Source organism: Micromonospora sp. SD19, assembly GCF_054462275.1.
Genome location: NZ_JBTLMN010000009.1, coordinates 216175 through 240895, shown reverse-complemented (window position 1 = coordinate 240895; position 24721 = coordinate 216175). Strand labels below are relative to the sequence as shown.

17 protein-coding genes are annotated in these 24721 nt (G+C 69.1%); 4 read left to right on the top strand and 13 right to left on the bottom strand.

The annotated features are described in order from the left end of the window. The first annotated feature begins 382 nt into the window (after positions 1-382). Positions 383-3925: a ThuA domain-containing protein gene (locus ACX27O_RS26195; protein ID WP_210860277.1), complete on the top strand. Its 3543-nt coding sequence runs from the start codon at positions 383-385 to the stop codon at positions 3923-3925. Between the two features lie 129 nt (positions 3926-4054). Here the strand turns inward: ACX27O_RS26195 and ACX27O_RS26190 are convergent, their stop codons facing one another. The 8 genes from ACX27O_RS26190 to ACX27O_RS26155 form a co-directional block, all read right to left on the bottom strand. Beyond that, a complete protein-coding gene (locus ACX27O_RS26190) occupies positions 4055-5059 on the bottom strand; it encodes an aldo/keto reductase (protein WP_458940240.1) in 1005 nt (334 codons plus the stop codon). Beyond that, entirely contained in the window at positions 5059-5937 is an 879-nt protein-coding gene (locus tag ACX27O_RS26185; RefSeq protein ID WP_458940239.1) for an amidohydrolase family protein, read from the bottom strand. Before ACX27O_RS26185 ends, ACX27O_RS26190 begins: the two co-directional genes overlap by 1 nt. After that, the gene (gene kduD / locus ACX27O_RS26180) at positions 5934-6695 is read right to left on the bottom strand and encodes a 2-dehydro-3-deoxy-D-gluconate 5-dehydrogenase KduD (RefSeq protein ID WP_030333853.1); all 762 of its coding nucleotides are present in this window, start codon (positions 6693-6695) and stop codon (positions 5934-5936) included. The genes ACX27O_RS26185 and kduD overlap by 4 nt, the downstream gene beginning before the upstream one ends. After that, the gene (locus ACX27O_RS26175; protein ID WP_458940238.1) at positions 6692-7717 is read right to left on the bottom strand and encodes a zinc-dependent alcohol dehydrogenase; all 1026 of its coding nucleotides are present in this window, start codon (positions 7715-7717) and stop codon (positions 6692-6694) included. The genes kduD and ACX27O_RS26175 overlap by 4 nt, the downstream gene beginning before the upstream one ends. A gap of 105 nt (positions 7718-7822) precedes the next feature. Beyond that, positions 7823-9046: a mandelate racemase/muconate lactonizing enzyme family protein gene (locus ACX27O_RS26170; protein ID WP_458940237.1), complete on the bottom strand. Its 1224-nt coding sequence runs from the start codon at positions 9044-9046 to the stop codon at positions 7823-7825. A gap of 1 nt (position 9047) precedes the next feature. Continuing rightward, positions 9048-9875, bottom strand: a complete 828-nt coding sequence (locus tag ACX27O_RS26165) for a carbohydrate ABC transporter permease (protein WP_210857598.1) — start codon at positions 9873-9875, stop codon at positions 9048-9050. Continuing rightward, a complete protein-coding gene (locus tag ACX27O_RS26160) occupies positions 9875-10849 on the bottom strand; it encodes a carbohydrate ABC transporter permease (protein ID WP_081883910.1) in 975 nt (324 codons plus the stop codon). The genes ACX27O_RS26165 and ACX27O_RS26160 overlap by 1 nt, the downstream gene beginning before the upstream one ends. 10 nt (positions 10850-10859) lie before the next feature. Further along, positions 10860-12122 (bottom strand): ABC transporter substrate-binding protein, encoded by a 1263-nt coding sequence (locus ACX27O_RS26155; RefSeq protein WP_030333843.1) that lies wholly within the window; start codon positions 12120-12122, stop codon positions 10860-10862. Positions 12123-12266: 144 nt separating this feature from the next. Between ACX27O_RS26155 and ACX27O_RS26150 the strand changes: the two genes are divergently transcribed. Continuing rightward, positions 12267-13037, top strand: a complete 771-nt coding sequence (locus ACX27O_RS26150; protein ID WP_030333841.1) for a FadR/GntR family transcriptional regulator — start codon at positions 12267-12269, stop codon at positions 13035-13037. A gap of 72 nt (positions 13038-13109) precedes the next feature. Here the strand turns inward: ACX27O_RS26150 and ACX27O_RS26145 are convergent, their stop codons facing one another. The 3 genes from ACX27O_RS26145 to ACX27O_RS26135 form a co-directional block, all read right to left on the bottom strand. Continuing rightward, entirely contained in the window at positions 13110-14411 is a 1302-nt protein-coding gene (locus tag ACX27O_RS26145; RefSeq protein WP_458940236.1) for an RICIN domain-containing protein, read from the bottom strand. Between the two features lie 411 nt (positions 14412-14822). Next, positions 14823-16289 (bottom strand): endo-1,4-beta-xylanase, encoded by a 1467-nt coding sequence (locus ACX27O_RS26140; RefSeq protein ID WP_357633076.1) that lies wholly within the window; start codon positions 16287-16289, stop codon positions 14823-14825. 606 nt (positions 16290-16895) lie between these two features. Then, positions 16896-17894, bottom strand: a complete 999-nt coding sequence (locus ACX27O_RS26135; protein WP_051708621.1) for a PaaX family transcriptional regulator — start codon at positions 17892-17894, stop codon at positions 16896-16898. A 265-nt stretch (positions 17895-18159) separates the two neighbouring features. Between ACX27O_RS26135 and ACX27O_RS26130 the strand changes: the two genes are divergently transcribed. Further along, positions 18160-19509: an extracellular catalytic domain type 1 short-chain-length polyhydroxyalkanoate depolymerase gene (locus ACX27O_RS26130; protein WP_030333831.1), complete on the top strand. Its 1350-nt coding sequence runs from the start codon at positions 18160-18162 to the stop codon at positions 19507-19509. A gap of 82 nt (positions 19510-19591) precedes the next feature. Here the strand turns inward: ACX27O_RS26130 and ACX27O_RS26125 are convergent, their stop codons facing one another. Further along, positions 19592-21076 carry an arabinofuranosidase catalytic domain-containing protein gene (locus ACX27O_RS26125; protein WP_458940235.1) on the bottom strand — a complete coding sequence of 495 codons (1485 nt, stop codon included), beginning with the start codon at positions 21074-21076 and terminating at the stop codon, positions 19592-19594. Positions 21077-21338: 262 nt separating this feature from the next. After that, positions 21339-23135 (bottom strand): RICIN domain-containing protein, encoded by a 1797-nt coding sequence (locus tag ACX27O_RS26120; RefSeq protein WP_357592217.1) that lies wholly within the window; start codon positions 23133-23135, stop codon positions 21339-21341. Between the two features lie 338 nt (positions 23136-23473). Between ACX27O_RS26120 and ACX27O_RS26115 the strand changes: the two genes are divergently transcribed. After that, complete coding sequence (locus ACX27O_RS26115) at positions 23474-24712, top strand: sugar ABC transporter substrate-binding protein (RefSeq protein ID WP_357592216.1); 1239 nt, start codon at positions 23474-23476, stop codon at positions 24710-24712. Positions 24713-24721: the final 9 nt, after the last annotated feature.

Below are 24721 nucleotides of genomic sequence, written 5' to 3'. Positions count from 1 at the left end.
CATCACACGTATGAAGATAGATGTTTGGATTGAGGTCCGCAATCCTCGACCGGGGCTGATTGCCAGGGCCGCAGCTTGAGCGGCAGCGACGCCGCAGCGAGGGAGTCGATCACGGCCGTCGTCATCCGGGCGCGACGTCGGACGTTTGCTTCTTTGATTGACAGTCATCTATTTGTAGCTCATCCTGACCCCGTGGATCACCGGACGAAGCCCTCAGCCACCATCACGCTGGGTGACGTCCCACGGGTCTGACTGCCGTCTTCGGCGAGCGGCACGAGGACCGACCACCACCCTCGTGCCGTCGCACGCGTCCAGGCACAACCTGACGTGCTGCGGGGCCCGTGGTCGCTACCGGAGTTGCCCGTCCAACCTAGGAGACGCCATGCGTCGCAACACACTGCTCATATCAGTGATCGCCGGTTTGTTACTGGCGCTCGGACTCGCCCCACCCGCGTCGGCGGCCCCGGCCTTCCGGGCCCTGCTGTTCACCAAGACCACCGGCTACCGCCACGACTCGATCCCGGCCGGGATCAGCATGATCCAACAGCAGGCCGCCGCGAACAACTTCGAGGTGGTGGCGACCGAGGACTCCAGCGTCTTCACCGCCAGCAACCTGGCGACCTTCGACGTGATCGTCATGCTCCAGACCTCCGGCATGGTCTGGACCTCGGCGGCGCAGCGCCAGGCGGTGGAGGGCTACCTCGCCAGCGGCAAGGGCATCGTCGCCATCCACAACGCCACCGACATGGGCATCGAGGGCGAATACCCGTGGTGGGACCAGACCATCAACGGTGGCGCCCACATGCCCGAGCACTCCCCCGGCGTGCTCCAGGGCACCGCCATCGTCGCCGACAAGAAGCACCCGTCGACGGCCAGCCTGCCGGATCGGTGGACCCGCAGCGAGGAGTGGTACAACTTCGACGCCAACCCGCGCGGCAACGTGCACGTGCTGGTGACCGCCGACGAGCGCACCTACAACCCGGGATCCCGGGCGATGGGCCCGGACCACCCGATCTCCTGGTGCCGCAACACCAGTGGAGGGCGGGTGTGGGCCACCGCGATGGGCCACGCGATCGGCTCCTACAGCGAGGCGAACTTCCAGAACCACGTGCTCGGTGGCATCCGGTGGGCGGCCGGTAACGCCGCCGGAGACTGCGGCGGCACCGTCTGGGGCAACTTCGAGAGGCGCACCCTCGACGACAACACCGTCGACCCGATGGCGCTGGGTGTGGCCCCGGACGGCCGGGTCTTCTACGTCCAGCGCGGCGGCCAGGTGAAGATCTTCAAGCCCTCCACCAACAGCACCGTCACCGCCGGCACGCTCAGCGTCTACACCGGCGGCGAGGACGGCCTGACCGGCATGGCGCTGGACCCCAACTTCGCCACCAACGGCTACATCTACCTGTACCACTCACCGGCCAGCAGCAGCACCGACGTCAACCGGGTCTCCCGCTACACGGTCAGCGGTGACACGCTGAACACGTCCAGCGGCGTGACGATCATCGACATCCCGGCGTACCGGGACCGGACGTTCCCGGAGCCCGGCCACACCGGCGGCTACATCAAGTTCGGTCCCGACGGCAACCTCTTCATCGGCACCGGCGACGACACGCCGCCGAACCTGGACCCGAACTGGCAGGGCTACGCCCCGCTGGACTGGCGGTCGGGCAAGTCCAACCTGGATGCCGCCCGCAGCGCCGGTAACACCAACGACCTGCGCGGCAAGCTGCTGCGCATCCGGCCCTCGGCCAACGGTGGCTACACCATCCCGTCGGGCAACCTCTACCCCCAGGGCACCGCGCAGACCAAGCCCGAGGTCTACGCGATGGGCTTCCGTAACCCGTTCCGCTTCTCCATCGACCCGGCCAACGGCTGGGTCTACCTGGCCGACTACGGCCCGGACCGGAACCCGCCCACCACCAACCGTGGGCCGGAGGGCCTGGTCGAGCTCAACGTGATCAAGCAGGCCGGCAACTACGGCTGGCCGTTCTGCCACGGCAACAACCAGCCGTACGCCCCGTTCAACCCGGACACCGGCGTCGTCGGCGCGAAGTTCAACTGCTCCGCGCCGGTCAACAACTCGCCGAACAACACCGGTCTGACCAGCCTGAAGCCGGTCGTCATGCCCAACATCTGGTATGGCTACCCCGCCTCGACGACCTTCCCGGAGCTCGGCTCCGGCGGCTCCGCTCCGATGGGTGGGCCGATCTACCGGTACGACGCGGCGAACCCCTCCGAGACGAAGTTCCCGCCCTACTACGACGGCGTGCACTTCTTCTACGAGTGGGCGCGCAACTACGTCAAGGAGGTGCACTTCGACTCCTCCTCGGCGGTGACCCGCACCAACCCGTTCCTGCCCAACGTTCGGTTCAACAAGCCGATGGACATGGAGTTCGGCAAGGACGGCTCGCTCTACATGCTGGAGTGGGGCACCAACTTCGGCGGCGGCAACAGCGACTCCGGGCTCTACCGGATCGACTACAACCAGGGCGGCCGGTCACCGATCGCCAGGGCCACCGGCACGCCCACCAGCGGCAGCGCACCGCTGACCGTCCAGTTCAGCAGCGCTGGCACGTCCGACCCGGACGGCAACACGCTGACCTACCTGTGGACGTTCGGCGACGGCACCACCTCGACGGCGGCCAACCCGTCGAAGGTGTACACCGCCAACGGCAACTACACCGCCCAGTTGAAGGTCACCGACAGCACCGGCAAGACCGGCTTCGCCAACGTCCCGATCACCGTCGGCAACAGCGCCCCGGTGGTCACCATCACCACACCGGGCAACGGCGGCATGCTGACCTTCGGTGACAAGGTGCCGTACCAGATCACCGTGACCGATCCGGACGGCGGAACAGTCGACTGCTCGAAGGTGTTCCTCAACCCGGCGCTGGGTCACGACGACCACGCCCACGAGACCACCGAGTACCCGGGCTGCTCGGGCACCATCTCCACCGACCTGCTCGGCGGGCACCCCGATGGCGCCAACCTGTTCTACGTGCTGAACGCCAGGTACACCGACAACGGCGGCTCGGGCGGCGGGTCTCCGCTCACCGGCACCGCACAGGCGATCCTGCAGCCGAAGCACAAGCAGTCCGAGTACTTCAGCAGCCAGTCCGGCATCCGGGTGATCGACCAGGCGGCCGCGGAGAGCACCAAGCGCATCGGTGACATCTCCAGCAACGACTGGATCGCGTTCAACCCGATGAACCTGTCGGGGATCTCGACGGTCAGCTACCGGCTGTCGTCGCCCTCCGGTGGCGGATCGATCGAGCTGCGGGCCGACTCGCCGACCGGCACCCTGTTGGCCACCACCACGGTGCCGAGCACGGGTGGCTGGGACAACTACCAGTCCACGACACCGGTGAGCGTCGCCGCCCTCGGCGGGACGCACACGCTCTACATGGTGTTCAAGAACGCCAACAACTCGTTCGATCTGGACTCGCACACCTTCGGCGGCAACGGCGTCGGGACACCCGGCACCGGCACCGGCCTGGCCGGCAAGACCTACACGGTCACGGCGCAGCACAGCAACAAGCTGATGGACGTCAGCGGTGTCTCCACCGCCGACGGCGCCCAGATCACCCAGTGGGCATCCACCGGTGGCAACAACCAGAGGTGGCAGGCGGTCGACGCCGGCAACGGCGCGGTCTACCTGAAGGCGGTGCACAGCGGCAAGTGCGTCGAGGTGATCGGCAGTTCCACCACGGCGGGTGCCTTCCTCCAGCAGGCCACCTGCAACAACGGCAACCAGCAGAAGTTCACCGCGACCGCGACCGGGACCTCCGGCGTGTACACGGTGCGCAACGTGCTGAGCGGGCTCTGCGTGGACGTCAACGGCGCATCCACCGCCGACGGCGCCCGGCTGTTGCAGTGGACCTGCCACAGCGCCGCCAACCAGCAGTGGCGGTTCACCGCAGTGTGATCCCGCCGCTCTCGCGGTAACAGCTGACGTCCCGGTCGGGACCGGTCTCCGAGGAACGGAACCGGTCCCGGCCGGGACGTCGTCGTCACCGTCGCACCCACTGGTGGGCGGCAGAGGCGAACGCAGCCGTCAGTCGGGCGGGGCCGGGGAGCGCCGACCGGGCGGCTCGGCGAGCAGCCCGGCCGCCGCCAGGTCCTCCCACAACTCCTCCGGCACGACGACCCCGGACCGTCGCACCGTCTCCGCCACCTGCGCCTCGTTGCGGACGCCGACCACCGTCGACACCACCGCCGGATGCCGGCGGACGAAGGCCAGTGCCGCCTGCGGCAGGGTCACCCCGTGCGTCTCGCAGACCGTGGCGATCCGCCGCGCCCGCTCGATCACCGCCGCCGGCGCCTGCTGGTAGTTGTAGACGGCGTCGGCCGGCGGCCGGTCCCGCGACAGCAGACCCGAGTTGTAGACGCCCGCGATGACCACGCCCACCCCCCGGTCCTCGGCGGCCGGCAACAGGTCACCGGCGGCGCCCTGTTCGAGCAGGGTGTACCGCCCGGCGCACATCATCACGTCGACGTCAGTCTCCCGCACGAACCGCGCCAGCATCGCCGACTGGTTCATGCCCGCGCCGATGGCACCCACGACGCCCTGGTCCCGCAGGTCGACCAGGGCGGGTACGGCCTCGTGCGCGGCCTGCTCCCAGTGGTCGTCCGGGTCGTGCAGGTAGACGATGTCGATCCGGTCCAGCCCGGTCCGGTCCAGGCTGGCCTCGATGGAGCGCAGGACGCCATCGCGGCTGAAGTCCCACACCCGCCGATGGGTCGCTGGCACGTCGAACCCGTCGGAGTCCCGCAGGTGCGCGTCCTCGGGCGAGGGCACCAGGAGCCGCCCGACCTTCGTCGACACCACGTACTCGTCGCGCTGCCGTTGGCGCAGCGCGGCGCCGAGGCGGCGTTCGGACAGCCCGAGACCGTAGTGTGGCGCGGTGTCGAAGTACCGGACGCCCGCCTCCCACGCGGCGTCGACCGCCGAGGCGAACTCCTCGTCCGTCGTCGCCCGGTAGAGGTTGCCCCCCTGGGCCGCGCCCAATCCCAGCTCGGTGAGACGTGTCCCCGGCCGGCGCGGCAGCGCACGCGTCATCACGACGCCTCCAGCCCGTAGGCGCGGCGTGCCGTTGCGCCCCAGACCGACGCCTGGTCGGCCCCGTCCTGGCCGTCCAGCAGCTCCGCCAGTGTGTCCACCCACCGCTGGTACGAGCTGGCGAGCAGGCAGACCGGCCAGTCCGAGCCGAACATCAGCCGGTCCGGCCCGAACGCGTCCAGCGCGTCCTCGACGGCGGGTCGCAGGTCCCCCGGCGTCCAGGGCGAACCCGGCACCTCCGTCACCAGCCCGGAGAGCTTCGCCGTGGTGTTCGGCGAGGCGGCCAACGACCGCAGGTCCCGGCTCCACTGCGCCATCTCCGGACGACCGATCGCCGGCTTGGCCAGGTGGTCGAGGACGAAGCTCACCTCGGGCAGGTCGCGCGTGAGGCGCGCGGCCATGGGGAGCTGGTGCTGGCGTACCAACAGGTCGAAGACGAGGCCGGCGGCCCCCACCGCGGCGATCCCCCGGCGGACGTCCGGGCGGTCCAGGTACGCCGGGTCGGTCTCGGACTGCACGAGGTGGCGGATGCCGACGAGACGCTCCCCGCCCCGAGCGGACCGTAGCCGGTCGAGGCGCTCCGCGACATCGTCGGCGGTCAGGTCCACCCAGCCGACGACCCCACGGATCACTGTGTCCTCGGCCGCGATGCCCAGCAGGTCCACCGTCTCCGCCATTGAGGGAATGGACTGCACCACCACGGTCGCGGTGACCCCGGCCGCCCGTGCCAGCGGCGCGAGATCGGCGGGTTCGAAGTCGGCGTCGATGGCCGCCATGGTCACCGGGTCGATCCACGACTGCGGGTGCCGGGCCCGGACCCAGAGGTGGTGGTGTGCGTCGACGATCCCGGCGCGGCCGGGCTCCGGTGCGCCCGTCATCGGCCCAACCAGCCGCCGTCGACGGGCAGCACCACGCCGTTGACGTAGTCCGACGCGGACGACGCCAAGAACACCGTGGCGCCGCCGAGATCGTCGGCCCGGCCCCACCGCCCGGCCGGGATGCGGCCGAGGATCGCCTGGTTGCGATCGGGGTCGTCGCGCAGCGCCTGCGTGTTGTCGGTGGCGATGTAGCCGGGCGCGATGGCGTTGACGTTCACCCCGTGGGCCGCCCACTCGTTCGCCAGCGCCTTGGTGAGGCCGGCCACGCCGGACTTCGACGCGGCGTAACCGGGGACGGTGATGCCGCCCTGGAAACTCAACAGCGACGCGGTGAAAACGATCTTCCCTCGGCCGCGCTCGACCATCGTCCGGCCGATCTCCCGGCTGAGGATGAACTGGCTGCTCAGGTTCACCTCGATCACCTGGTCCCACATCTCGTCCGGGTGCTCCGCGGCCGGGGTCCGGGCGATCGTGCCGCCGTTGTTCACCAGGATGTCGACCGGTCCGAGCGCGATGATGTCGCGGGCCAGGCGGTGCACGGCCGCCCGGTCGCCGAGGTCGGCCCGCAACGCGGTGAACCGGCGGCCGGCGGCGCGCACCCGACGCTCGACCTCGCTGCCGTCGGCTTCGAGCTGCGCGGAGACGCCCACGATGTCGGCACCGGCCACTGCCAGCGCCTCGGCCATGGCGAGACCGATACCGCGCCGCGCCCCGGTCACCACGGCGGTCCGTCCGGACAGGTCGAACAGGGCCGTCACTGGTTACCCTCCCGCACGTCGAGCAGCACCTTCATCACGCCGCCACCCTCCAGCGCCGCGAAGGCTGCGCTGGCCGACTCGACCGGCTCGATCCGGGAGATGAGCCGCTGGGCCGGGATCGCACCCGAGGCGACCAGCCGGATCGCCTCCACCATGTCGTCGCGCTGATACAGCCGGGCGCCGAGGAGCTCCAGCTCACGCCAGAAGAACCGGTGCAGGTTGACCTCCCGGGGCTGGGGGTGGATCGCCACCAACACCAGCCGCCCACGGGTGGTGAGGACGTCGACCGCCGTGGTGACACCGGCGGCGGAGCCGGACACCTCGAAGGCGATGTCGGCGCCCGCGCCGTCGGTACGGTCGTTGACCAGCGCCACGACATCGGTCGACAGCGGGTCGACGGCCTCGACCCCGATCCCTTCGGCCACCTCGCGGCGGAACGGGTCCGGCTCGACGAGGAGGACCCGCGCGCCACGGCTGCGCGCGACGGTGGCGATGAGGACGCCGACCGGTCCGCCACCGACGACGACCACCTGGTCGTCGGCGGTCACGTTCCCCCGGCGTACGTCGTGCACGGCGACCGCCACCGGCTCGACGAGCGCCGCGTGGTCGAGGGGCAACTCCTGCGGAAGTGGCAGGACCAGCTCCACCGGCACGGTCCACGACGACTGCATGGCACCCGGTGAGTCGATGCCGAGGAAGTTCATGGCGTGGCAGACGTGGGAGTTGCCCCGCTGGCAGGCGGCGCAGCGTCCACACGGCCGGGTCGGCATCACGGTGACCGGCTGACCGACCTCCCAGCCGGTCACGCCCTCACCGAGGGCCGCGATGCGGCCGGACATCTCGTGCCCGATGACGGCGGAGTCACCAACCCGGGCGTCCATGTCGCCGTGGTAGATGTGCAGATCCGTACCGCAGATCCCGGTGTACGCCACCTCGATGCGTACCTGACCCCGGCCCGGTGGCTCCGGGTCGCGGTGCTCGATTCCGAGGTTTCGCGCCCCCCGGTAGACGACTGCCTTCATCGTTCCTCCGTCTCGACGGTCGGTACGTCGGTCGTGCCGACCGGGCATGGTCGTGGGTGCACCGCCGTCGCGATGCACCCACGTCTCCCTGTTCTGTCGGTCAGCTCAGTGCCGTGCGGTCGGTGACACGTCATTGTGGGGGTGCAGCGACGTGACCGGCACCTGACGTGTGGGGATCACCCCGTCGACACCGGCCAGCAGCCGCCGACCGGCCCGCTCCGGCCGGACGTTGGGGCTGTCGGCCGTCTGCGCCTGCGGGCGGCGGTTGGCCGCCCGGATCCGGTCCTCGTCCACTCGGACCCCCAGCCCCGATGTGTCACCGAGGATGAAGGCGCCATCCTCGACGTGCAGGTCGATGGAGACGCCGACCGGCGGGTGCAGGTCCTGCAGCTCGCTCGTCAGGTGGTTCGGCACCGAGGTCGCGGCGTGCAGCAGCCCGATCGGGCTGTTGCCGATCGGGCTGACCGGCAGGTCGTGGGCGTGGGCCAGGGCGGACGCCCGCAGGAAGTGGGTGACCCCCCAGACGGCCGCCATCTGGACGATGTCGACAGCGCCGGCGGCGATCAGCGGACGGTACTGTTCGAGCCCGGTGAGGTTCTCGCCGGTGGCTACCGACGCGGACACGCCCCGGCTCACCGCGGCGAGACCCTCGGCGTCCCAGCGCCGGACCGGCTCCTCGATCCAGATGAGATCCAGCGTACGTTCCAGTTCGCAGACGTGCCGGACAGCCTGCTTGCGCGTCCACGCCTCGTTGACGTCGAGCATGAGGCCCGGCCGCTGCCCCTTCCCGGCCTCGGTCAGGACCTCCTTGACCAGCCCGAGGCGGCGCCTGTCGTGCTCGATGTCGAGCCCGCCCTTGAGCTTGGCCGCCCGGAGGCCGTGGCTCGCGTAGACCTCGTACTCCGCGACGAGTTCGTCGTCGGTGAGCCCGATGTCCAGACCGGACGCGTAGGCGGTGACCCGCCGGTCGCTTCCGCCCAGCAGCCGCCACAGCGGTTCGCCGGCGGCCTGCGCCTTGATGTCCCAGAGCGCGGTGTCCAGCGCGCCGATGGTGCCGAACACCGGCCCCGCGTGGCCCGCCTTGAAGGTGTGCCGCAACATGCGGTCGTACAGGGACGTCACGGCACGGGGGTCTTCGCCCTCGACGGCTGCGAAGATCCGCTCTATCTCGACGTGCGGCCCGAGGCCGATTCCCGAGATTCCTTCGTCGGTGTCGACGATGACGATCGAGACGGGGACCACCCCGTCGGCGAACACCCCGTTGGCGTCGCCGACGGGTCGCCCCCACTCCTGGACCGTCGTGAGCGTCCGATATCCCGTGATCCGCATGTCAACCCTTCGTGGAACCGGCGGCGACGCCGTCGGCAATTTGGCGCTGGAGGAACAGGTAGACCAACAGGACGGGTATCGCGGCGATCAGCACACCCGAGGCGAAGGTGGGAATGTTGTCGGAGTACTGCCCGCGCAACGAGGTCACCCCGATCATGAGCGTCCGGTGGTCGGCCGAGGGCATCATCACCAGCGCCATGAGGACGTCGTTCCAGCAGAACAGGGCGTTGAGGATGCCGACCGACAACAGCGCCGGGGTGCCCAGGGGCAGCATGATCCGGCGGTACACCCCGTACACGGTGCTGCCGTCGATCCGCGCGGCGTCCACGATCTCCGGCGGGATGCCCTTGTAGTAGCTCGTCATGAGGAAGACCGTGAAGGGCAGGAACTGGGCCACGTAGACCAGGATCAGGCCCGGGTAGGTGTCGATGAGCGCGGTGTCGGCCATGATCCGGGCGAGCGGCACCATGATCACCTGGAACGGGATGAAGAGCCCCGCGAGGCAACCCAGGAACAACGCCGAGGAGCCACGGAACCGCAGCTGGCTCAGGGCGAAGCCGGCCATCGACCCGAACAGCAGCAGCAGGAGCACCGACGCCGTCACCACGAACAGCGAGTTGACGAAGTAGCGGCCCATGCCGACGCTGCTCCACGCCGTGCTGATGTTCTCCCAGCGCAGCGCGTCGGTCAGCGAGAACCGGTCGAGGATGTAGTCGCGCCGCGTCTTCATCGCGACGTTGGCGGTGAAGAGCAGGGGGTAGATCGTCGCCAGCGCGAGCAGTGCCATCGGGACGGCGATCAGCCACCGTCCCAGTCGGATGCGAGACATCAGTCCTCCTTCCCCGCTCGTTCCAGCAGTTTGATCTGCATGAGCCCCACCACCAGCATGATCACGAAGAGGATCGTCGACGCTGCCGACGCGAGGGCCGGGCGGTTCATCTGGCCCTGCTGGATCCAGATGTAGTACTCCGGCAGGTACGTCGAGCCCTCCGGGCCGCCGCTGGTCATCACGAAGAGCAACCCGAACATCGAGGTCAGCATCCCGATCATCGTGGTCACGAAGACGAACTGGATGGTCCGGGCGAGGCTCGGAACGACCACGTGCCAGACGACCTGACGCAGCGACGCCCCGTCCACCCGGGCGGCGTCCAGGAGCGCGGCGTCCAGCGTGGCGAAGCCGGCGAGGAACACCACCAGCGCCATCCCGAAGGTGGCCCAGATGTGCACGCCCACCACCATGAACATCGCGATGTCCGGGTCTCCGAGCCAGTCCACCGGACCGACACCGACCGACCCGAGCACGGCGTTGAGCGGGCCGTCGAAGGCGAGCAGCAGGTTGAAGATCGCACCGACGATGACCGGTGAGAGCACCGCCGGGAAGAAGTAGACGCTGCGGTAGAAGCGGTGACCCGGCACCCGCAGGTAGATGAACGTCGCGAGGAGACCGGGGATCGCCACCGCCACCGGCAGCAGCAGCACCAGAAGCCCGACGTTGCTCAGCGCGGTCCGGAACAGCGGGTCCGCGAACAGCTCGCGGTAGTTGCCGAATCCGACCGCTGTGCCGTTCTGCGCGCCGTCGCCGGTGAAGGAGAAGTTGACGCCGAGGATCAGCGGGTAGAGCCGCAGCAGCACGATGATCAGGACGGCCGGGGCGACCAGGATGTAGGGGGCGTAACGCTCGGCCCCCGGGCCGCCACGGGCGCGACGCGGTCGTGCGCCGCTGCGATGGGCGACGGGGGTGACTGCCGCCCCGCCGGCCCGTCCGGCCGAAGCCGGACGGACCGATGGTTGCGTGTTTCCCATTGGCACGAGGTCAGCCCGCCTGGTCAGAAGCGGCCAACTGCTTCACCACCTCGTCGACGGTGATCGAACCGCTGAGGAGCTGCTGGGAGAGGCGCCCCATCAGGTCGATCGTCTTCGAGGAGAGCGCCACGTGCAGAGCGGGCTTGCCGCTCTTGAGCTCACCGACGATCGTGGAGACCGCCGGGCCGCCCGCCGACACGTCGATGGTGGTGTCGGCGGCGATCGCGCCGGCGTCAGCGTAGAAGGCCTTCAACGCCTCGGCCGAGCTCAGCGAGCGCGCCAGGTCGGCGGCCATCTTCGGGTCCTTCGTCCACTTGGCGACCGCGTAGCCGATGCCGCCGTCGTAGGGAAGGCTCGGGGTGGTGCCGGCGGTGACGACCGGGGCCTTCATGACGCCGAGCTTCTCCGGGGTGAGGAACTCGTTGAAGTCCTGCCAGTGACCCACGTCCGACATCAGGCCCATGACGTGGGCGGCCTTACCGGACTGGAAGAGCGCGAAGGAGTCGTTAAACATGGCGGTCGAGTTGGCCCCGTCGCTGTTCATCTTCTTGTCGCCGGTCTCTTTCCAGAGCTGGAAGAGCCGCTTGACGTTGGCCGAGTTCCAGTCGCGCTTGCCGGCGATCCAGGCGTCGTACTCGGCGGCGGTGAGGGTCGTCGAGCCCATGCTGGAGATCCAGAACTGGATGCCGACGCCCTCCTTGTTGCCGAGGGCGAAGCACTTGGAACCGGCCTTGGCGATGGCGGCGCAGTCGGCGACGAACTTGTCCCAGGTGGTGGCCGGGCTCGCCGGGTCGAGGTTGGCCTTCTGGTAGATCGCCTTGTTGTAGTAGATCGGGTAACCCTGCAGCGTCACCGGGGCGGCGTAGATCTTGCCGTCCTTGGTGAACGCCTCCCAACCGGCCAGCCGCTGCTTGTCCTCGGCCACGTACTCGTCGAGGGGCACCAGCGCGTCCACCCGGTCGCGGATCTGGCCGCCACCGTTGAACAGCATGACGTCCGGGCCCTTGCCGGACTGAATCGCCGCACCGAGCAGGGTGTAGTACTGATCGAAGGGCTGTGCGACGAACTCGACCTCGACGTCGGCGTGCTTCTTCTTGAAGTCGGCCTTGGCCTTGTCCAGATAGGATTTGGCGAACGGCTCGCCGGACTTCCAGTCCCACACCACCAACTTGCCGTCCGAGCTGGTTGACTTGCCCGAATCGCTAGCACTTCCACAACCGGCCAGGGCCAGGCCCACAACGAGGACGGCCGACCACATTGCGCGCTGTCTCATGTTGTCACCTCTATATGGGGGGTGGCCGGCGGGTGCCCCGCGAGCCAATGTTGACGGGAACGTAACTCGTATGACGTGTGACGTCAACACCCGGCCGTACACTGATCCGGACGTCGTGCCACGGCGAGCCATTCGGAGGGGGACATGACGCCACCACGGGAGACAGCCCTGAACAGCCCGGCGACCCCGGCGTGGGTGCGTCGGCCGACCAACCTCGCCAGGGCGGTCACCGCCGAACTGGTGGAGCGCATCGTCCGCGGCGTACACCCGTCCGGGACGTCCCTACCTCCCGAGCCGATCCTCTGCGAGACCTTCGGGGTGAGCCGGACCGTCGTCCGGGAAGCAGTGAAGATCCTCCAGGAGAAGGGGCTGGTGCAGGTCCGCCAGGGCGCCGGCACCATGGTCACCCCACCGGCACACTGGGACATGCTCGACGAGCTCGTCCTCGCCGCGACCATCGCCGTGGACGACAGCTTCGCCATCCTCGACGACCTGGTCGTCACCCGGCGGGTGCTGGAGTCCGACATGGCGAACGTCGCCGCCCGCCTCGCCGACACCGAGACCATCGAGCGCCTGCGGGCCATGGTCGACCGGATGGACGAGCTCGTCGACGACCACGTCACCTACCACGACCACGACCGGGCCTTCCACGACACGATCATGCAGGCGTCGGGGAACCGCATCGCTCGTGGCGTCGTCCGTGCGCTGGAAAGCCAGGTGATCAACACCGCCCGGTACATGGGCCGGACGGAACGCGCCCTGTGCGTGGCGTCCAACCAGGGCCACCGACGCATCTACGAACGCATCGCCGCCCACGACGCCAACGGCGCCGCTGAGGCGATGTTCACCCACATCACCGAGGCCTGGCTGGTCCGCCGCAACGGCTCGGGGAGCCCCGCCCGCCTCGAACGCTGACCGCCACCCCAGCCGGAACGGCGCCCACCCCCGGGGTACGGGAGCGGACGCCGCCGGCTGCGCCGATCAGTGTCACGAGAACTGGGCGAAGAACCTCCAGATCTCACCCTTGGTCCAGGTCGTGATGCCGCTCTCGGCGTAGGTGCCGTCCACCGGGCCGGGCATGTGACCGTTGTCGTACGCCGCCCACTGCACCGGGTAGCCGGTCCGGCAACCGGAGTAGGCGGTCGTGATGTGCGTACGACTGCCGCCGGCCGGCTCGGGCGGGTTCTGGGCGGTGCAACCGTTGTTGCGGACGAAGGTGTCGCGCAACGCCCTGCCCTGGGAGATGTTCAGGACGTTGTCCGAGATGCCGTGCAGCCCGAAGTACGCGATCGGCTGGGTGCCGCCGCTGCACCCGCTGATCTGCGCGCCGGAGATGACAGCGACCGCCCGGAAGACGGTGGCCCGTGCGCAGGCGACGGCGTAGCTCATGCCGCCACCCCAGCTGAAGCCGAGCGCGAACCGCTGCCTCGGGTTGACGCAGAGGCTGCTCTCGATCCGGCTGATCATGTCGTCGACGAAGGTGATGTCCTCACCGCCGGAGTTGCCCCAGCCGTTGCCGAACCCCTGCGGCGCCACCAGGATCGCGCTGTTGTTCGACTGCTCCTGCTGCCCGTAGTAGGACCAGGCGGCCCCACTGGTGCCGCCGGAGGATATCTCCTGCATGGTGCCGCCCCGCCAGTGGAAGGCGAAGATCAGCCGGTACGGGTTGCTGTTGTTGTAGTTGGCGGGCACCCGCAGGATGAAGGTTCGGCTCTTGCCGTTGCTCTGGATCGTGTGCGTGCCGCTGGCCAGCGTCGGCGCCTTGCCGCACCCGCTGCCGCCGGTCGGCGGGGGGTTGCTGCCGCCGACGGGAACGAGTTGCCACTGCTGGTTGGCGCCGCCCCAGTCGGCGTACTGCACGATGTTGCCGCCGTCGGCGGTGGACGCGCCCTGCACCTCGACGACCTTGTTGCTGTTGCGGTTGATCAGCCGGACGTAGCCACCGTCCGAGTCGGCCAGCCGGAACTGCTGGTTCGTCCCGTTGAGGTCGGACCACTGCACGATCGCGCCGCCGTCGGCGGTGGAGAAGTTGCTGACGTCGAGCACCTTGCCCGAGTGCCGGGACTTGACCCGGTAGTAGCCGCCCCCGGAGTCCACGAACTGCCACTGCTGGTTGGTGCCGTTGTTGCGCGTCCACTGGCTGATCCGCGCACCGTCGTTGGTGGCCGAGGCGTACAGGTCCAACGCCTTGCCGCTGTTCCGGTTCACGAGGGTGTACCAGGCGTTGGTGTCCACTGTCGCTGCCGCCGCGGGCGCCGCGTTGACGGCGACGAGGGTGCTGGCGGCCATGACCGTGGCCGTCGCCGCGGCCAACCCTGACCGCCAGCGACGTCTCTGTCGAGAGGCGGGACGAGCCTCACCGAGGGCTTTCATGTCCACTCCTTCGATCGGGGTCACCCACGAGCGGAGAGCCGCGGGTGCCCTGGCGTGCGTGCCGGCGTCGTGGTGGTGGCGTCAGCACGTCTGGGGGTGTTGTGCGGGCATCCTGCGGCCTTCGGCGCACGTCGATGGCGATGCCGCGATCCGGGCTTCGGAGCAGGCCGCGTCGAGCCGCGCGGCGCGACGTCCTGGCTCCCGGCTGCCGCGTCGCCGCCCCCACCCGGGGACGGGCCACCGGTCGTCACACCTCGCCGGGGCGGGCGCCGGCCGGATCCCGGTCGGCCGGCAGCCCTTCTCCCCCAGCTCAGGCAATGGCAGCGACTAGCCGATCCGGACCAGCTGCCACTGCTGGTTCGTGCCGCCCCAGTCGGCGTACTGCACGATGTTGCCACCGTCGGCGGTGGACGCGCCCTGCACCTCGACCGCCTTGTTGCTGTTGCGGTTGATCAGGCGCACATAGCCATCAGACGAATTGGCGAGTCGGAACTGCTGGTTCGTGCCGTTGAGGTCGGACCACTGCACGATCGCGCCACCGTCGGCGGTGGAGAAGTTGCTGACGTCGAGCACCTTGCTGGAGTTGCGCGACTTCACCCGGTAGTAGCCGCCACCCGAGTCCACGAACTGCCACTGCTGGTTGTTGCCGTTGTTGCGCGTCCACTGGCTGATCCGCGCGCCGTCGCTGGTGGCCGAGGCGTACACGTCCAGCGCCTTGCCGCTGTTCCGGTTCAGCAGCACGTACCAGGCGCTGGTGTCCACCCCGGTGCCCGGCGGGGGCGTGGTGGGCGGGGTGGAGCCGCCGTTGAGGGCGTCCAGGACGGCGTTGTACGCGGCCTTCTTGTTGCCGTTGCAGTCGAACAGCAGCGCGTTGTCCGAGCCACGCCACGAGTCGCAGTCGCGTACCCCCCAGGTGGTGATGCCGGTGCAGCGCGAGACCGCCAGGCAGGCGCGGGTGACGGCGCCGTAGATGTTGGCCTGGTTGCCACCGGTCATCACGTCCAGCTCGGTGATCTGCACGTCCACGCCGAGATCGGCGAAACGCTGCAGGTTGGCCTGGTAGTCACCGGCCAGCGAGGTACCCAGGTGCGACTGGAACCCCACACAGTCGATCGGCACACCACGGGACTTGAAGTCCCGCACCATGTTGTAGATCCCCGTCGACTTCGCGTTGATCCCGTCGGTGTTGTAGTCGTTGTAACACAACTTCGCACCCGGATCCGCCGCCCGCGCCGCCCGGAAGGCCGCCTCGATCCAGTCATTACCGGTGCGCTGCAGGTTCGAGTCACGACGCCCACCCGAACCACCGTCGGCGAACGCCTCGTTCACCACGTCCCAGGCGTAGATCTTCCCCCGGTAGTGGGTGGCGACCTGGGTGACGTGGTTGATCATCGCGTTGCGCAACGCGCTGCCCGACATGCCCTGCGCCCAGCCCGGCTGCTGCTGGTGCCACAGCAGCGTGTGACCCCGCACGCTCATGCCGTTGGCCTGCGCGTGGCTGACCAGGCGGTCACCACTGGAGTAGGTGAACACACCCTGCTGCGGCTCGGTCGAGCTCCACTTCATCTCGTTCTCGGCCACGACACTGTTGAACTCACGGTTCAGGATCGTCGTGTAGGCGCTGGTCGACAGCTTGCCGACGGCGACAGCCGCGCCGAAGTAGCGGCCCTTCTCGGCGGCGGCCGCCTTCAGGGTCGTGCCGGCACCGGCTGCGGGTGTCAGCGCCACCGTCATGCCGGTGGTGAGGGCGACGGCGAGGGCCGCCGCCGCCAGCAACGTTCTCGGTGATTTCATGTCGTTCCTTCTCAGTGGGTGCATCGGTGGTGGTGATGTGCCACTTCAGTCAGGACGGCCCCTGGTGCCGGCGCACATGGTTGGGGAAGGCGTTCGCCGGCACCGCCGGGAGCCCTGAGGTGACGTCCGCCTGCCCGGATGGACGCCGAGAACCGAGAAACGACGCGTAGGGCCCGCCCGGTGAACCCAACGAAACGATCGTCCTCTATATCGAGAGTGAGCGATAACATGTCGTTCGTCAAGACGAAATGAGCCGTTCACGCCGACGCACCCGAACACCTCGCCTCGATCACCACCCGCCGCCTGCGAGGATCCGCGTCATTCGCCGAGCGACCTGCCGGAACGGCCGCGCCACGGCGCTACCGAAAGACGCCTGAGGGTGGCTCTGTTATCGCTCACAGCTAGCAAGCGAGACCGGGCACGGGCGGCGGCGGGGCAGGCGATCCGGCGACCAGAGGTCCTTATCGGCAACGCGCGCCTACGTGGAGGTCAGCTCCTGCGCCAGCCGATCCAGACCGTCCTTGATCAGCTGCCCGTAGGCGTCATCGCCAAGCGCGCCGACCCCAGACCCCGAGTGCGCCATCGGCACGATCCACGTAATTCTCGTCAGCCGGCAGAACCGCTATGCCCATGCTCGGCCAGGCTCGCCTCGACGCGTACACCGGCGAGCATGTCGGCGGTGGTGTGTGCCCGGATGTCGGGCTGTGTGCCGTCGGCAAACCGGGCGACGACCGCCCGAACGTGCCGCTCGGCGGGCGCGGCGAGGCCGTCGTAGACGGCCGCGAACAACTCCTGCGCCGGCCGCCGGAGCCACCCCTGCGGAAGAAGCTCCAGGGGCAACTGCGGATCGAGTACGGGAAACCGCCGGAAGGTGTCCATCACCTCGGTACGCGCCCGCACCGCGGCAACCCCGTCGACCTCCCCGGACACCACAGCGGGCAGCAGCGGCGTCCAGCGCCGCAGGAACGCGTCGTAGCTCCGACTGATCGCCTGGATGTCCCAGGCCTCGATCGGGGCACGATGAGCCGCCGAGCCGAGCGGGGTCTGTCGGCCGCGAAACACCGTCACGGCACCGAGGGTGAGCTGGTCGAGCCGAGCCCGAGCCGGAGCGTTCAGTTCGCGCGGCGAGATCCACAGCCCGTCGTACAGCGGCGCGTAGCCGAGCCACCGCAGCTGAGCCCGCAGCGCGCGTCGCTGCGTGCTCAGCTCCTGCGGCAGCGAGAAGGCGACAACCGTCCAGCACCCGTCCCATCGCACCGTCGAGGTGGTGGAGGCGAGGATCCAGTGGGCGCCCGCGGAGAGGCTGGCCGCCGCTGCGCGGCTGAGGCGGTACGAGCTGCGGCGCCCCAGTCGGCTGCCCTCCAGGACCCCGCGGCGGGCCAGCCGGCTGATCGCGGTGCGCGCCCCGGCCGTCGTCACGCCGGTCTCTCCGAGCAGCGCCACGATGGCGGCGGACGGCAGGGGGACACGGGTCCGCAGGGTGTAGTCCGCCAACAGGGTCACGGCGACCCCCTGGGGGGAGTTGCCCACCTGCCGCCTGGGCAGCCGGAGTTCGTGATCTCCGTCGTCCGGATATATCTCGTCGATGTCGAACGGGCTTGCCACAGGCGCTCCGTGCTCTTCAGGGACGGTGTGACGACTGTAGACGGATCGCCGCTCCCCGCCGAGCCCCGGGACCACCTCGCGATAGAGAAACTTCGATTGACACTTGTCGGTCCGAGGGGAACACTAATTGCCACGCAATGCCGTCCGGAGCCGGGCAGGGCAAGCCACAGGTAGCGGGCAGGCGCGATCACGCGGGAACCGGGCGCACCCGCTGACGGATCGCGCGACCAATCCCAGCCGAACCGGCAATCGAAGGAGTCGTCCGTTGAGAATCAAGAGAAAACTGCTGCTCGCCCTCGCCGTGCCGCTGCTGACAGCCGGCCTGCTGGTCCCCGCGCTCCGACCCGCGTACGCGGCGTCGCTGACCGAGGTGACCAGCTTCGGTGACAACCCGGGTCGGATGCGCATGCACGTCTACGTGCCGGACAACCGCCCGGCCCGCCCGGCGGTCGTGGTGGCCATGCACGGCTGCGGAGGATCCGGCCCCGGCTTCTACTCCGGGAGCGAGTTCGCCAGCCTCGCGGACCGCTACGGATACATCGTCATCTACCCGTCCGCCACCCAGCAGGCCGGGTTCGGCAACTGCTTCGACACCTGGTCGGACGCCGCCAAGCGACGTGGTGGCGGCAGCGACCCGGTGTCGATCATCTCCATGATCCGGTACGTGCAGCAGCAGTACGCGGCCGACGGGGACCGGGTCTACGCCACCGGCAGTTCCTCCGGCGGCATGATGACGAACCACATGCTGGCGCTCTACCCCGACGTGTTCAAGGCCGGCGCCGCGTTCATGGGCGTGCCGTTCAACTGCTTCGCCAACGCGGCGGACTATCCGCCCGGCAGCAGCCAGTGCACCGGCGGCAACATGAACCGGACCCCGCAGCAGTGGGGCGACGCGGTCCGCCAGGCGTACCCGGGTTACTCCGGGCCCCGCCCGCGCGTGCAGCTGTGGCACGGCACCAGCGACACGCTCGTGCCGTACTCGTTGCTGCAGGAGACGATCGAGCAGTGGACCAACGTGTTCGGGCTGAGCCAGACACCCACCTCCACCGACACGCCCCAGGCCAACTGGAACCGGCGTCGCTACGCCGACAGCAACGGCACCGTCCAGGTTGAGGCGTACAGCATCCAGGGGGCCGGGCACAGCCTGCCCTCCGGCGGAATGGCTGCCGCGGCCCTGCAGTTCTTCGGCCTGACCAACCCCACGACGCCGCCGCCGACCACCCCGCCGCCGACGACGCCACCCCCGACCACGCCACCCCCGACCACGCCGCCGCCCACCACGCCGCCGCCGGCCAACGGCGCCTGTCGGGTGAGCGTCGCCGTCAACGCCTGGAACAACGGCCTGACCGAGAACATCACCATTACGAACACCAGCACCAGCGCCGTCAACGGCTGGTCACTGGTCTTCACCCTGCCGAGCGGGCAGACCATCACCTCGGGCTGGAACGCCACCTATTCGCCCAACTCCGGGCAGGTGACGGCCCGCAACGTCGCCTACAACGGCGGCATCCCCGCCAACGGCTCGGTGACCATCGGCTTCCAGGCCACCCACACCGGCAACAACGCCCGGCCGTCCTCGTTCACCCTCAACGGCGCGTCCTGCGCCATCGCCTGAGACCAGGCTGGCGTCGGCGAGACAGTGCGCCGGTCACCACCGCGTGGTGACCGGCGCACTCCCCCGTTCCGGCGTCACCGGGTCAGCGGTAACCGGCGCCCACCACGCTGGCCTGCACCGCGTTCTCGGTCGCGTCGGACGGGTAGCCGGCGACCATGGCCCCCTCGTAGAAGGTGCCGGCGCTCAGGTTCGCGCCACCGTCGGGCTTGCAGCAGTCACCGCCGCTGCCCAGGATGATCGCGCCCTGCTTCTTCATCGGGCTGTATCCCGGCGGGAGCGAGCCGTCGTACAGCGTGTAGAGGCTGCCGGACTGGGCGTCGCTACCCTTGATGGCGAAGCGGGTCGTGCCGTTGTTCTTCAACGTCGCGGTCACGAACTTGCTGGTGAAGGCACGCTGGTTCGGGTTCCAGGCCTGGCTGCCACCTGGGAAGAGGCCCCACTCCAGGTCCGCCTGCACCCAGGGCCCGCTGCCGGAGCAGCCGCCGAACCAGCACTGCTTGCTGAAGTTGATGGCGTCCATCGCCCCGGCGGCGTCGGCCTTCCTGGTCGTCTCGCTGTTGCCGTAGTCGAAGCAGCAGCCGCTGTTGACGTGGGTCCCGCTGGTCACCATGTACATGCCCTCGGGGGCCGCGCCGGTCGGCACGCCGGTGAGGTGCCCGTCGCGCCAGTAGCTGTTACCGGGATTGATGTAGAGCGAGTACGCCTTCGCGCCGCCCACGGTCAGCGACTCCGAGGTCGCGATCGCCGGCTTGCTCTGGGGCGAGCCCGGCACCACGCTCGACCCCTGGTACCAGAGGTCGTTGCCACGCCCGGACTGGTCGAAGACCACGGTGATCACGCAGGTCGTGCCGGCGCAGAACGAGTCCTGCGTGGCCGCGTTGGCGGTGCCGCCGGTTGCCGTGAGCCCGATGTTGCGGGTCGTGTTGTCCGACGAGCGTCGGACCTGGTACAGGTTGCCGGCGTACGCCTCGTAGAGCGCTCGCGTGGTGCTGTGCGCGGCGATGCACGGGGTGCCGCCGGAGGCGTAGATGTCGCACGGGCGCGCGCCGGTGGGCGGGTTGGTCGGCGGCGGGGTGGTGGTCGGCGAGGCCCACTGCTGGTTGGTGCCGCCGTTGCAGGCCCAGAGGATGATCTTGGTGCCGTTGGCGGTGGCCGCGCCGTTGGCGTCGAGGCAAAGCCCGGACTGCACGCCGGTGACGGTGCCGTTGCTGTTGACGTTCCACTGCTGGTTGTTCTGACCGTTGCAGTCCCAGATGATCACCTGGGTGCCGTTGGTGGTGCCCCGGCCGGAGGCGTCCAGGCACTTGTTGCCGTACACCTGGAGTTGTTTTGTCGACGTCCAGGTCCAGGTCTGGCCGGCGCTGCCGTTGCAGTCCCAGAGTTGCGTCTGGGTGCCGTTGGTGGTGCTGGAGTTGGGCACTTCGAGGCAGCGGCCGGATGCGGTACCGATGATCGGGGTGCTCTGCCCCGGTTGAATGGCGGCCGCGGCGGCCGCCTCGGCGGACGGCGACGAGGCGCCCGGGGTGGCGCCGATGCCGACGAGAACGCCGACCAGAGCGCCCGCCACGGCGGTCAGCCGTCGGGCGCGATGACGTCTCGGGACGAGATCACGGGCCTTTTCTGGCCCGATGGGGGACGGGGTTCGCACGGGGTGCTCCTCGGATGTCGTGGAGGCGCGGGGAGTTGTCGATGCGCCATGTCAGTGGTGGCGGCGAATCGATTCGCAGCGAATCGTATGACCTTTGCGGAATTTATGTCAATGAATGCAATGTGGCGTGACGCGCTGGCCGTTGGACCGACGGCCAGCGCGTCACCCTTTCCCGGGGCGCCTACCGCCCCAGGAGCCGCCACGTCTGGTTCAACGGGCTGCCCTGGTTGGCCGCCCTGCAGGTCCACTGGTGCACCTGTGCTCCGGCCGCCGTGGAGACCGCGTTGACATCGACGCACTTGCCGCTGTGCCGGGCGATGAGTTGGTAGTCGTGCGAGTCGTTGCCCGAGTAGGTCACCTTGCGCAGCGTGAACTGCTGGTTGGTGCTGTTCAGGCAGGTCCACTGGTGCACCGCCGCGCCGTCGGCGGTGGACACGCCGCTGACGTCGAGACACTTGCCGCTCTGCTGGTTGACCACCGTGTAGGTGTTGGCCACCCCGGCCACCGGCCGGAAGTTCCAGAGCTGCTGGTCACCGCCGTCGCAGTAGTTCTGCTGCTGGACGTTGCCGTCGGCGGTGCTCAGCCCGGCGTTGTTCAGACACTGCTGGGAGTGCTGGGCCACCGCCACCGACTGGAAGCCACCGTCCGAGGGAGGCAGCAGCGTGACCGTGTAGGTGTCGGTCTGGTTGGTGTACGGCACTGTCACCGTCGCGTTGTTGTTGGAGACCGCGACCACGCTGTTCGAGACCGTGACCGGCCCCGGCACGGCGCCACCGCCGTTGTGCGGGATGCGCTGGGTGACGACCCGGACCTGGTTGTTCTGCACGATGCCGCTGGTGGTGTCCAGGCGTTGCAGGTTGACGGTCAGGTTCCCGGTGGTACGACCACCGCCGATGAGCACCTTCGCCGACCCGGCCGTCTTCGTGGCGTACGCGTCGTACGACTGGCTGGGGGTCACCGCAACGATCTCCCCGACCTGGGAGGCGTAGTAGCGGTAGTTCCACCACTCCCCCTTGGGCTGGTGCTGGCCGGCCGAGTTGCGGATCAACAGGTTGCCGAGGTCGTTGTGCAGACTGCCGCCGCTGGCCCAGTTCGCCCGCAGGCCGTCGGCCCGGGCCCGCTCCAGACGCGCGATGTACCAGGCGCCGTCGGCCGGGTTCTGCTCGTCGGGCGCGCCGTACTCGTTGATCTGATACGGACGCGGGTGGGCGATGCCGCGCGGGTCGAGGGTGGCGTTGGCGGCGGCGACGTTGGCGACCGGGTCACCGGGCAGCGAGTGCCAGCTGATGATGTCCGGCACGGTGTTGGTCGAGCGGACGAAGTCCAGGTACTGGTTCCAGAAGGTGTGCGTGGTCGACGGCACGCAGGCGCAGCTCGGCCCGACGATGAGCTGGCTGGGGAACTCCGCCCGGATGCGCTGGTAGGTCCGACGCCAGAGTTCGAGGTACTGGGAGATCGGCCGGTTCCAGAAGATGGTGATGTTGGGTTCGTTCCAGATGTCCCACTGCACCGACAGGCCGGACGCCCGTACGTCGCTGATCAGGCGGGTCAGGAAGTTGTCGTAGTCGGTCCAGTTGCCGTTGTCACCAGGGAAGCGGGAGATTCCGGCACCGTCGGCGCCCCACAGGTCGTGCGGCAGGATGATGAACTTCCCGCCGAGGGACGTGGTCCGGCGCGCCTGGGCGAGTGTGGAGTTCCAGCGACGGTCGTACGTGCCGCCGACCCAGCCGCTCCCCGGAAGCTGCGCGCCACCGGCGCGCATGTACTGGAACTTGACGTCCCGGTAGAAGTGGTCGGCGGGGCCGCTGGCGTTCTCGGTCATGCCGTAGATCCAGCCGGACGCGCGGTAGGTCGGCGCGCCGCTGGTGGTGGAGAAGTTGACACTGATCGACTCGTCGGCGGCCTGGGCGGGGGACGCGACGACGGTGACGGCGGCTGCGGCGGCGAGCAGGCCGACGACGAGTCGGGCCGCGGACACGCGGGCTCGTCCTGACCTGCTGCGGGACGGGGTTTTCACGGGCGGCTCCTTGGTGGGGCGCGGGGGACGCTCTCCGGAGGGCAGCGCTTGCGAATCGATTCGCACGGATCGTAGGACCACGAACTGAACGATGTCAATGAGATGACAGCACAGTGACGTCCACGTTGCCCAGCGATCCTCCCCGAGCGGCAGACTGGCCCTTGACCCCCGGGCGCGGCCAGACCTATCTTCGGGCGAACCGATTCGTCGAATCGATTCGCCTCATGGTTGGACTGGTCCAACCCGCGACGATCAACCCACCCACCCCACCTGACGATCGATTTGAAGTGAGGCACCAGATGACCGGACTCAATCGTCGGCGGCGCCTGGCCGCCGTCGCCGTGATAGCTCTCGCCGCAGTGACGGGCAGTGCCTGCTCGTCGTCCACCGACGGCCCCGCCGACGAGGGGGCCTACCTCGTCTGGGACCCGTATCCGCAGTTCGCCGACGACTCCGAGTGGGTCGCGCTGCTCAAGAAGTGCGGCACCTCCGCCGGAGTGACAGTCGAGCGAACCGGCTACGACACCACCGACCTGACCAACAAGGCGCTGCTCGCCGCCCAGCAGGGCAACTCGCCGGACGTGCTGATCGTCGACAACCCGGTCATCTCGACGCTGGCCGAGGCCGGTGCGCTCACCACCACAGACGACAACAAGCTGGACGTCTCCGCCATGGAGAAGAACCTGCTCGGCGCCGGGCAGAGCGACGGCAAGACCTACGGGGTGCCGATCGGGGCCAACACCCTCGCCCTCTACTACAACAAGGACCTGCTCACCGCCGCCGGCGTCGATCCCGCCACCGTCACGGACTGGACGTCGCTGACCGCGGCACTGACCAAGGTCAAGGCCAAGGGGAAGAAGGGCATCACCTTCTCCGCGATCGGCACCGAGGAGGGCAGCTTCCAGTTCCTGCCCTGGTTCTGGGGATCGGGCGCCCAACTGACCAGTCTGGACTCGCCGCAGGCGGTGGCCGCGCTGACGCTCTGGACGGACTGGCTCAAGCAGGGCCACGCCCCCAACTCCGTCATCAACAACACCCAGACCACGAGCTGGCAGGAGTTCGCCACCGGCGACTACGCGTTCGCCGAGAACGGCACCTGGCAGTTGGCGAACGCGGAGAAGCTCCCCTTCGCGTACGGCACCATCCCGGTCCCGGCCAGCGCGGGCGGCCCGGCCCCGGCGCCCACCGGTGGTGAGTTCGTCTCCATCCCGGTGCAGAAGAAGACCAGCCGGTACGAGACGTCGCAGAAGCTCGTCACCTGCCTGACCAACGCCGACAACCTCCTCACCACTGACACCACGCTCTCCTACGTCGCACCCGTCGCCGCCGTCCAGGAGCGACAGGCGACCGCGGACCCGAAGCTCAAGGTCTGGGTGGAGGCGGTCCGGGCAGCCAAGGGCCGCACCGGGGACAACCTCGGCACGAAGTACCCGAAGATCTCCGAATCCCTGTGGACCGCCGTGCAGGCGGCCCTCAGCGGCGGGAAGTCGCCACAGGAGGCGCTGACCGCCGCGCAGACCGCCGCCTCGACCAGGTAAGCGATCCGA

Coding starts and splice junctions, on each gene's coding strand:
- ACX27O_RS26170 (WP_458940237.1), bottom strand. CDS start 9,046: ATGCGGATCACGGGATATCGGACGCTCACGACGGTCCAGGAGTGGGGG.
- ACX27O_RS26155 (WP_030333843.1), bottom strand. CDS start 12,122: ATGAGACAGCGCGCAATGTGGTCGGCCGTCCTCGTTGTGGGCCTGGCC.
- ACX27O_RS26160 (WP_081883910.1), bottom strand. CDS start 10,849: ATGGGAAACACGCAACCATCGGTCCGTCCGGCTTCGGCCGGACGGGCC.
- ACX27O_RS26140 (WP_357633076.1), bottom strand. CDS start 16,289: ATGAAATCACCGAGAACGTTGCTGGCGGCGGCGGCCCTCGCCGTCGCC.
- ACX27O_RS26185 (WP_458940239.1), bottom strand. CDS start 5,937: ATGACGGGCGCACCGGAGCCCGGCCGCGCCGGGATCGTCGACGCACAC.
- ACX27O_RS26195 (WP_210860277.1), top strand. CDS start 383: ATGCGTCGCAACACACTGCTCATATCAGTGATCGCCGGTTTGTTACTG.
- ACX27O_RS26145 (WP_458940236.1), bottom strand. CDS start 14,411: ATGGCCGCCAGCACCCTCGTCGCCGTCAACGCGGCGCCCGCGGCGGCA.
- ACX27O_RS26175 (WP_458940238.1), bottom strand. CDS start 7,717: ATGAAGGCAGTCGTCTACCGGGGGGCGCGAAACCTCGGAATCGAGCAC.
- ACX27O_RS26165 (WP_210857598.1), bottom strand. CDS start 9,875: ATGTCTCGCATCCGACTGGGACGGTGGCTGATCGCCGTCCCGATGGCA.
- ACX27O_RS26150 (WP_030333841.1), top strand. CDS start 12,267: ATGACGCCACCACGGGAGACAGCCCTGAACAGCCCGGCGACCCCGGCG.
- ACX27O_RS26190 (WP_458940240.1), bottom strand. CDS start 5,059: ATGACGCGTGCGCTGCCGCGCCGGCCGGGGACACGTCTCACCGAGCTG.
- ACX27O_RS26115 (WP_357592216.1), top strand. CDS start 23,474: ATGACCGGACTCAATCGTCGGCGGCGCCTGGCCGCCGTCGCCGTGATA.